Origin of the sequence: Sporosarcina contaminans (genome assembly GCF_042679045.1) — a bacterium.
Taxonomy (GTDB): Bacteria; Bacillota; Bacilli; order Bacillales_A; family Planococcaceae; genus Sporosarcina; species Sporosarcina contaminans.
The window spans coordinates 1-7,856 of record NZ_JBHTLT010000092.1 but is presented as its reverse complement, the minus strand read 5'-3'; the positions used below and the strand labels follow the sequence as shown (position 1 = coordinate 7,856).

16 protein-coding genes are annotated in these 7,856 nt (G+C 39.9%); all 16 read left to right on the top strand.

The annotated features are described in order from the left end of the window. On the top strand, positions 1–230 hold a 230-nt coding region (locus ACFQ38_RS12045), incomplete at its 5' end, for a hypothetical protein (RefSeq protein WP_381481121.1). 101 nt (positions 231–331) lie between these two features. After that, a complete protein-coding gene (locus ACFQ38_RS12040) occupies positions 332–808 on the top strand; it encodes a YopX family protein (protein ID WP_381481119.1) in 477 nt (158 codons plus the stop codon). A gap of 3 nt (positions 809–811) precedes the next feature. Beyond that, entirely contained in the window at positions 812–991 is a 180-nt protein-coding gene (locus tag ACFQ38_RS12035; RefSeq protein ID WP_381481117.1) for a hypothetical protein, read from the top strand. 348 nt (positions 992–1,339) lie between these two features. Then, positions 1,340–1,615, top strand: a complete 276-nt coding sequence (locus tag ACFQ38_RS12030) for a hypothetical protein (protein ID WP_381481115.1) — start codon at positions 1,340–1,342, stop codon at positions 1,613–1,615. Then, positions 1,615–2,100: a siphovirus Gp157 family protein gene (locus ACFQ38_RS12025; protein WP_381481113.1), complete on the top strand. Its 486-nt coding sequence runs from the start codon at positions 1,615–1,617 to the stop codon at positions 2,098–2,100. The genes ACFQ38_RS12030 and ACFQ38_RS12025 overlap by 1 nt, the downstream gene beginning before the upstream one ends. Before the next feature lie 14 nt (positions 2,101–2,114). Further along, positions 2,115–2,456 (top strand): hypothetical protein, encoded by a 342-nt coding sequence (locus ACFQ38_RS12020; protein WP_381481111.1) that lies wholly within the window; start codon positions 2,115–2,117, stop codon positions 2,454–2,456. Between the two features lie 21 nt (positions 2,457–2,477). Beyond that, the gene (locus ACFQ38_RS12015; RefSeq protein WP_381481123.1) at positions 2,478–3,170 is read left to right on the top strand and encodes an AAA family ATPase; all 693 of its coding nucleotides are present in this window, start codon (positions 2,478–2,480) and stop codon (positions 3,168–3,170) included. Continuing rightward, the gene (locus tag ACFQ38_RS12010) at positions 3,170–3,628 is read left to right on the top strand and encodes a DUF669 domain-containing protein (protein ID WP_381481109.1); all 459 of its coding nucleotides are present in this window, start codon (positions 3,170–3,172) and stop codon (positions 3,626–3,628) included. The genes ACFQ38_RS12015 and ACFQ38_RS12010 overlap by 1 nt, the downstream gene beginning before the upstream one ends. A 22-nt stretch (positions 3,629–3,650) precedes the next feature. Beyond that, positions 3,651–4,184 (top strand): NUMOD4 domain-containing protein, encoded by a 534-nt coding sequence (locus tag ACFQ38_RS12005; RefSeq protein WP_381481107.1) that lies wholly within the window; start codon positions 3,651–3,653, stop codon positions 4,182–4,184. Between the two features lie 77 nt (positions 4,185–4,261). Next, complete coding sequence (locus tag ACFQ38_RS12000; RefSeq protein ID WP_381481105.1) at positions 4,262–4,501, top strand: hypothetical protein; 240 nt, start codon at positions 4,262–4,264, stop codon at positions 4,499–4,501. A gap of 71 nt (positions 4,502–4,572) precedes the next feature. After that, positions 4,573–5,187, top strand: coding sequence for a hypothetical protein (locus ACFQ38_RS11995; protein ID WP_381481103.1), 615 nt, complete (start codon positions 4,573–4,575; stop codon positions 5,185–5,187). Beyond that, positions 5,184–5,360, top strand: coding sequence for a hypothetical protein (locus ACFQ38_RS11990; RefSeq protein WP_381481101.1), 177 nt, complete (start codon positions 5,184–5,186; stop codon positions 5,358–5,360). The genes ACFQ38_RS11995 and ACFQ38_RS11990 overlap by 4 nt, the downstream gene beginning before the upstream one ends. Further along, positions 5,350–5,646 carry a hypothetical protein gene (locus tag ACFQ38_RS11985; protein ID WP_381481099.1) on the top strand — a complete coding sequence of 99 codons (297 nt, stop codon included), beginning with the start codon at positions 5,350–5,352 and terminating at the stop codon, positions 5,644–5,646. The genes ACFQ38_RS11990 and ACFQ38_RS11985 overlap by 11 nt, the downstream gene beginning before the upstream one ends. Before the next feature lie 135 nt (positions 5,647–5,781). Continuing rightward, positions 5,782–6,063, top strand: a complete 282-nt coding sequence (locus tag ACFQ38_RS11980) for a DUF3310 domain-containing protein (RefSeq protein WP_381481097.1) — start codon at positions 5,782–5,784, stop codon at positions 6,061–6,063. After that, entirely contained in the window at positions 6,060–6,365 is a 306-nt protein-coding gene (locus tag ACFQ38_RS11975; protein ID WP_381481095.1) for a MazG-like family protein, read from the top strand. The genes ACFQ38_RS11980 and ACFQ38_RS11975 overlap by 4 nt, the downstream gene beginning before the upstream one ends. A gap of 22 nt (positions 6,366–6,387) precedes the next feature. After that, positions 6,388–7,856, top strand: a 1,469-nt coding sequence (locus ACFQ38_RS11970) for a phage NrS-1 polymerase family protein (protein ID WP_456242987.1), incomplete at its 3' end; no start/stop codon positions are given.

Here is a 7,856-nt window from a genome sequence, read left to right as displayed (position 1 = left end):
CGGAATACGAAGGTAAAGGCAAAGTTCTCATGGATCATACAGCTTTCCTTACTGAATTTATGGATTTTGATATTGAAGAAATAGACGATGAACAGTTTAAATTTCGTCTGTTGAAATCGATTGATGGTATCCGGTTTTCCACGTTTGTTAGCCCTGCTGAAATCGCTCAATTAGAAACTACCATTCCAGAACAGTTTGAATACATCAGTAAGAGATTGCAGGAAGAATAACATGGACCATCCACACATTGAGCAAATAATGCTGACAGGCTATCCATCGAGAGAGTATTTGGAATGGGAACGCAGGCAGGAAGAAAGGGAGGAGGAAGAGGATGAACAGGGTGATTAAACTTCGTGGTCGTGCCATAGAGACTAACCGATGGGTGTACGGCACAGGATATCATGTCACCGAATTCACAGATGAATATGCAAAAGAGTTTGGTCGGAAGCATGAAGCATTTATTTTTGCCGAACAGGGATGGGTGGAAGTACATCTTGAATCAATCAGCCAATTCACCGGCTTACATGACAAGTCTGGAATAGAAATCTACGAGAAGGATATTACCCAGTTGGATGTAGACGGGCAAGTCCGATGTTTCGTAGTAAGTAAAAGAACCGTTATTCGCGAAGTAGTTTCTCATCCTAATTTTATTGATGAAACGGCGAAGGTAGCCATTACAGGTATCGTCTTTGAATGGAATGGTTTTGAACTCTTTCCTTGCGTTGACGAAAACGGCAAGTCTGACGTGGAGGATATGGTTGTAGTCGGCAACATCTACGAACATCCTCATTTACTCAAAGGGGTGTAATGCATGGTTGAATACACCATTTACAAAGGTGAAGAAATTATCTGTTCCGGCACTAAGGAAAAATGCGCTGCTGTACTTGGAGTAAAACCTTCCACAATTCAATACTATGCTTCTCCTACTTGGGAACGTAAGTATGCCAAACGTAAGAAACCAGAGCGATGTGTAATTGCTGTGAGACTTTGAAGGGAGGTGAGAAGGATGTGTAAATATTGTACGCCAGATGAAAAAGGGCGTAGAAAGGCGTTAGATGTTGAAGAGTTTAATCTTAGGCATAACATTCCAACAATCAGACGCAACGTGCTTAAAGTCTATCGCAAAAGAAATAAGAGTAAACGGTACTTCATAGGCGTTCATTCAAAAGATTTATCTAAATATGGACAAGTAATGTTCCGCAATAACGGATTTCTTATGGAACGCTATATCAACTTCTGCCCTATGTGTGGAAGGAATCTAAAAAACGCCCCACTGCAATGAGGCGCTTGAACAAAAGACTATTTACAACACTATATCACATTACAGGAGGAAATATACATGAATTTAAAATCAGATGTTGAAGCAAACAAACTGATCGATCACCTTGAAGGCGTATTAGCAGAAGAGAATCGTAATTTAACCAACATTGCGATTCAAGCTATGGAAAGTAATCCCGATGCGCCTTTTCGCGAACTTTCGTTAATAGACTATCAAAAAGAATACAAGCTTAAACAACAGCGTGTATTAGGCATCATCGACACGATCGAAGAGGTTAAGGCTTTCTTAGAAGGTTACTTTGATCGTCATCCACAAACAGAAGTGGAGGTTAAATAATGGCTACTATCTATGAAATTGCCGATAGTTTCAAGCTTATCCAATCTCTAATAGAAGAAGGTGTGGATGAAGATGTATTTGCTGAAGCACTTGCTCAAAACAAGATGGAGCTGTCGGAAAAACTCGAAGGCTATGCAATGGTTATGAAAAATGTTGAATCCGACATCGAAGGATTGAAAGCAGAAGAAAAGCGTTTATCTGATCGACGCAAATCAATGGAATCGAAAATCAAGCGCATGAAAGAAGCTATGCATGCTGCTATGTCCTCCACAGGAGAGCAGAAGATTCAGGGAGAGAAATTCACTTTCACCATTCAGAAGAATCCACCGTCACTAAAACTTGTGGACGACAAGTTAATCCCGAAAGAATATTTCATTAAAGTCGATCCAGTAATAAACAGAAAAGCAATTATGGAGCAATTGAAAAATGGTGTTGAAATTGCCGGTGTAGAAATATCACAAGGGGAGTCCTTACGGATTCGATAATAGGAGGAAATCAAATGAAAAAGCTACTAAACCAAAAGGAACAACATTACGCAGATACACGTGAAGAAGCAGAAGCAATTGTTGAAACAGCGAAGGAAAACAATGATTTGATGATGCACAAAATCACCGAAAAGCATAACAAATACGGTCAATATTTCTTAGTCGATCTCACTTACCAATATGGCACGCCAAAAGAAGTCATGGAAGGTAGACCGGATGATGAAGCGCCGGAAGGTCAGTTAAGTATCGATGAAGTCCATGAAGGTATCGACTATACAGTTGATAATAGCGGAGTTGTATCAGTTAAGCAGGATGAAAAGAGTGATGATGAAGACTCTTCCGAAGTGCCATTTTAATAGAAAAGGAGTGTGGATGAATTGCAGGTTACAAACGGTGCGGATATTACCCGAAGTAAGAAAGCGAAAATTATTACCTATTCAAAGCCCGGTGACGGAAAAACGACTGTAGCAGGATTACTACCAGGTAAGACATTGGTTTTCGATATTGACGGGACAAGCCAAGTCTTAGAGGGATATTCCAATGTAGATATTGCGAAAATAGATCCCGAAAATGCTCATGATAGTATCTTGCAGTTTTACGCTCATGCAAAAGCCAATGTTAGTAAATACGACAACATTTTTATTGATAACTTAACGCATTATCAAAAGTTATGGCTTGTTAATAAAGGTGAGAAAACGAAAAGTGGAATGCCGGAGCTGAAAGACTATGCACTCTATGACAATCACCTGTTAAAGCTTGTGGAAGTATTCAATGCTCTCGATGCGAATGTGATTTATACAGCTTGGGAAACCACTCGAAATATCATTCACGATGACGGGCAGCAGTACACGCAATTCGTGCCGGATATTCGAGATAAAATTGTCAATCACGTAATGGGCATAGTTCACGTTGTTGGTAGGTTGGTTAGAAAAGCAGATGGTACAAGAGGTTTTATCCTCGAGGGTAATCAAAGTATTTTTGCAAAAAACCACCTTGATGATCGTATAGGATGCAAACAGGAGGAATTGATTTTGCCCTCCACACAACAAACAGAAGGAGAAGATAAATAATGAGTTTTTTCAAAATGGATGAAGTAGAAGAAGTAAAAGGGTTCCAGTTGCCAAAGCCAGGGAAGTACGAAGCAGTAATCATTAATGCGGTTGCTAAGAAGACGCAGAACGGGAAGGACATGCTTGTTGTAGACTTCGAAATCCGTTCCGATGTGCCGCAGGAATCACAAGGCGCAAAAGTTTTGTACAATAATTTCACATTCGAACATCCGACAGCAAGAGGGATTGCAAAATCATTATGTGTAGCTGCAGGATTCCCGCCAAACCATGCATTTGCTTCTTGCGACGAAATGGCTAACGGTTTAATCAATAAAAGTTTAGAGATCGGTGTGAAGCACGAAAAAGGTAATGACGGAAATATGTACGCTAAATCAAGTTATTACAATCCGTCAAATGTTAATCCTCCTGCACAATCGGGATCTCCTATTAATATCGGGTCGGAGGACCTTCCCTTCTAAATAAAGGAATGAGGTGATATTCATGCAGTGGAAGGATATACCTGGTTACGAAGGTATCTATGAAGCTTGTGAAGATGGCCGAATTAGAACAAAAGAAGGCAAGGTGACTGATTCTGCCAGGCATGGTCGCCGAGTCTGGAAACAGCGTGTATTAAAACAAAAAGTCAGTAAAGACAACACTTGCAGAGTCGAGCTTTATAAAAATAAGAAAGGAAAAACTTGGCTTGTTCATCGTTTGATAGCTCTCACTTTTATACCTTTAGTAGAAGGTAAGGATTATATTAATCATCTTGATGGGAATCGACTAAACAATGAAGTGAGTAATCTCGAATGGTGCGACCACAAAGAAAATAATAACCATGCTTTCGATAATAATCTAATGACTTCAAATAAAAAAGTGATTCTTGTGAACATGGAAACTGGCGAACCCTTTTTATTCAGAAGCCTTGCAAAAGGTAGTGAGTTTTTAGGTAAGAATCATAGATACCTTTCCAAAGCCTTGAAGGATGGTAGAAATGAAGTTTCGGGGCATGAAATCTATTTAAAAGTAGATTGATTCCAATTTCATAGAGAGGTCTGTTTTTGGCGGACTTCTCTTTTTTATACCCAAAAACGGTAAAAAGGGGTGTATGTATGAATTATTTCTATACAAACGTAAGTGGCATTTGTAAGAAAGAAGTCGAACGCCGTGTAACTGATTTGATTAACAGGGGATTCGAAGTATATAAGCGTTCGGAAGCTATGGAGACAAAAACAATTTACAAACGTACTGATTCCATCGGTCGTAGCAAACGGGCATTTGATCGGCGTGAGGATATTAAGAAATTTGAGGTTGTCATGAGGAGGCCTAACCGTGAAAAAGCGAAAACGTAAAGCACGGTACTATCTCCTATATCGGAGAGAGGGATTTCATAAAGTTTGGTGCTATGAAAGATTGCAAAATCATGAATTACAAGCGAGAGAAAAGAAAGGATGGGAGATTTGGTATGACTGAAAAAGTGAAGTTGACGAGTGAGCAGGCCACGGCTATTGAGTACCTAAGAGATACAAAGTTTCATGATGAAGGTATTATTTCAAGTCATGCAAGAACACCGATGGGGTGGGAAGCGAATTACACGGAACCACTAAATGGATTGCCACTCCTCACACTTGTGGATGCCCTTCGCATCGGTTACGAAGTCGAGGAAGAATACAAGGTTGGGGATTGGATAGTTAGATTAGATGGTAAGAGATTTGCTAATGATGAAATAGCAGTGCAAATAGATAGTGTTGGTGAATTCCACTTAACCTGTGAAGGTAGTTTAGCAGTTAAACGTGATAAAGTGCGCCACGCCACTCCCGAAGAAATCAAGGCAGAAAAAGAACGCAGAGTGTGGGCGAAGATTGGCAGGGAGCCGGGCGAGTTTCGGGATGGTGACGCATACGTTCACAACTCATTCACTTTCCGAGTTCACGGTGCTGAGGATGCAATAGCGTTAAAGGGATCGTATGAAACCGGTGATATCGAAGGTTTTTACCCTGCCGAATACTTCATTTCGTTTGGAGGTGGGGAGGAATGAAAGAGAAATTCATCGTTAGAATCTATATGACCCCTCCAAATAATATGCAAGACGATATGAACGGTTTAGCTGAACAAGGTTATCGTCCAAAAGAAATAAAAGTGGAAAAATATCAAAATTTTGTTGAGGGAGTCATCATCTACGAATTGGAAGGTGAATCCCATGACAACTGAAACGAATGCGGAACGGATTCAGATAATAAAAATGCGTACCGAGGGACTATTAGAATTTGAGAAAGATATAGGTAGTCAAGATGTTAACATCAATAAGATTTGCGAGGATTTGAACTGGCTCATTGAACAAGCCGATAAAAATACAGTCAAAGTCATTAAAAAACGAAAAGGCAAAGCAACAGTAATTGAATGGAACGGTGAACGATACGCCTATCAATCTGAATCAACAGCGAAGGGAGGGCATCGCAATGAAAAGCGCATACCCAACCTTCTTGGAAAAAGCTGAGCAGTCAAGAATACTCACACATATCGAATGTAAAAAATGTAACGCAAAGAGAATGGTCCATATGTATAGCTTCTGTTGGAGTTATTCTCTTTGCAATGTTTGTGCCAATGAAGAATTTTTGAATGAGGTGACGGGATGAGCAAATACGAAAGCAAACCATGTTTTGAAAACGGTCAACCAATACCAGTGTCTGTAAAAATCAAAGATAACCCTATCATTCCTGCTTATTACCATACAGGCGATATAGATGTTATCAAATTTGCAGAAGCCAATTTTCCGAAAGAAGAACTTCGTGGCTTCTATCGCATTAACATTTTGAAATATGTCACTCGATACGACAAAAAGAACGGAATTGAGGACTTACAAAAAGCTGAATTCTACAGAAATAAATTGAAAGAATTGGAGGAATCGAAATGATGCAAGAATTAACGGAGAAAATTAGAACATGGGCGATCATGAGAGGACTGGATGAAGCTGATCCGAACAAGCAAATGTTGAAACTCATGGAAGAGGTTGGCGAAATAGCTGCCGCATTAGCAAGAGGTGACATAGATGAGGTGCAGGATGGTATAGGTGATGTACAAGTTGTCTTGACCATCCTTTCCATGCAAATTGGAACAAGTATTGAAACGTGCACAGCATTAGCTTATGACGAAATCAAAGACCGTAAAGGAACAATGAAAAACGGCGTATTCGTAAAAGAAGCTGATTTAAAGTGATTGGAATTATAGGAGGGCAGGCATGAAGGAAAATTATGATTTTAATAGCATCCCGTCAGAGTTAAAGGCCCTTCCACAGTGGATACTATGGCGAATTGAGACACGAAATGGAAAACAAACAAAAGTGCCTTATCAAGTCGATGGAGAAATGGCACAAGCTAACAATCGCCGTACATGGTCCACTTTTGCGACAGCCGTGAAATTTTATTTAGAGGGCGATTATGACGGCATTGGGTTTATTTTCAGCCGACAGGACAATTATATCGGGATAGATATTGATAATTGCGTTGTGGACGGTAAACCAAATGCATTCGCAAATGAAATTATCGATTCGTTAGATTCATATACAGAGTTTTCACCATCGGGTAAAGGGATCCACATCATCATTCGTGGTAATCTTCCACAATCTGTGTTGGGTACTGGACGAAAAAGCACAAAACACGGCTTAGAAATCTATTCTCACACTCGTTACTTTACTTTTACAGGTAACAAGGAAAACTCAAATGAGATTTACGAACGTACCGATGAACTTGCCGAACTGTTTGAACAATATTTTGACGATAGCGATATTCAAGGTCGTGTCAATCTTGCAGACTTCGAAAATGACGAAATAAAAATTTCGAATGAGGAATTGTGGGAGAGAATATTCCGTTCTAAAAATGGCGATGAAATCCGTTCACTCTATAACGGTAATTTGATAAATAACGATCATTCAGCGAGTGATTTAGCCTTATGTAATCATTTAGCATTTTGGACAGGTAAATCCGCAATTCGCATGGATACTATGTTCCGTGAAACAGGTCTTATGCGTGATAAATGGGATGTTATCCATTTCCGCGATACGAATGAGACATATGGAGAAAGAACAATTGCAGAAGCCATTTCAGCTACTTCTACTACTATTCTTGACCAACAGCAATATGACGAATTTTCCTTTGACTTCCACAATGGTGAGGAAGTGGACAAGCCGAAAAAGAAATTTCGTTTAACTGAACTTGGAAACGCTGAACGGATCGCTTATGAATATGGCCATACAATCAGATATGTGTCTGACATGGGTTGGTTAATATGGGACGGGAAACGCTGGCGAATTGACAATAAAAAAGAGATTGAGCGTATTACTGCAAAGGTGCTGCGGGGCCTTTATAAATCAGAGGATGAAGCAGAAACAAAGTGGGCGCGTATGTGTGAACGCCGTAATATCCGTATGAACAGCATTAAAGACTTGATGCCATTGGTGCCGGCCGAAAGGGAAGAATTTGACCGTCACAAATATTTGTTCAATGTCGAAAACGGCATCCTCGATTTGAAAACGGGCAAGTTGCAGCCGCATGATCGTGAACTGAAAATCACTCAAATGGCAAGCGTGGAATATGATCAAAATGCAAAATGCCCAACATGGTTAAGTTTTTTGGAACAAATATTTTTGGGCGATAAAGATTTAATCGAATACATGCAGCGATTGGTCGGTTATTCACTTACAGGAGATAT

Excerpts from the sequence above, each read along its gene's own strand:
- ACFQ38_RS12040 (WP_381481119.1), top strand. The coding sequence starts at position 332 with ATGAACAGGGTGATTAAACTTCGTGGTCGTGCCATAGAGACTAACCGA.
- ACFQ38_RS12035 (WP_381481117.1), top strand. The coding sequence starts at position 812 with ATGGTTGAATACACCATTTACAAAGGTGAAGAAATTATCTGTTCCGGC.
- ACFQ38_RS12030 (WP_381481115.1), top strand. The coding sequence starts at position 1,340 with ATGAATTTAAAATCAGATGTTGAAGCAAACAAACTGATCGATCACCTT.
- ACFQ38_RS12025 (WP_381481113.1), top strand. The coding sequence starts at position 1,615 with ATGGCTACTATCTATGAAATTGCCGATAGTTTCAAGCTTATCCAATCT.
- ACFQ38_RS12020 (WP_381481111.1), top strand. The coding sequence starts at position 2,115 with ATGAAAAAGCTACTAAACCAAAAGGAACAACATTACGCAGATACACGT.
- ACFQ38_RS12010 (WP_381481109.1), top strand. The coding sequence starts at position 3,170 with ATGAGTTTTTTCAAAATGGATGAAGTAGAAGAAGTAAAAGGGTTCCAG.
- ACFQ38_RS12005 (WP_381481107.1), top strand. The coding sequence starts at position 3,651 with ATGCAGTGGAAGGATATACCTGGTTACGAAGGTATCTATGAAGCTTGT.
- ACFQ38_RS12000 (WP_381481105.1), top strand. The coding sequence starts at position 4,262 with ATGAATTATTTCTATACAAACGTAAGTGGCATTTGTAAGAAAGAAGTC.
- ACFQ38_RS11995 (WP_381481103.1), top strand. The coding sequence starts at position 4,573 with ATGAATTACAAGCGAGAGAAAAGAAAGGATGGGAGATTTGGTATGACT.
- ACFQ38_RS11990 (WP_381481101.1), top strand. The coding sequence starts at position 5,184 with ATGAAAGAGAAATTCATCGTTAGAATCTATATGACCCCTCCAAATAAT.
- ACFQ38_RS11985 (WP_381481099.1), top strand. The coding sequence starts at position 5,350 with ATGACAACTGAAACGAATGCGGAACGGATTCAGATAATAAAAATGCGT.
- ACFQ38_RS11980 (WP_381481097.1), top strand. The coding sequence starts at position 5,782 with ATGAGCAAATACGAAAGCAAACCATGTTTTGAAAACGGTCAACCAATA.
- ACFQ38_RS11975 (WP_381481095.1), top strand. The coding sequence starts at position 6,060 with ATGATGCAAGAATTAACGGAGAAAATTAGAACATGGGCGATCATGAGA.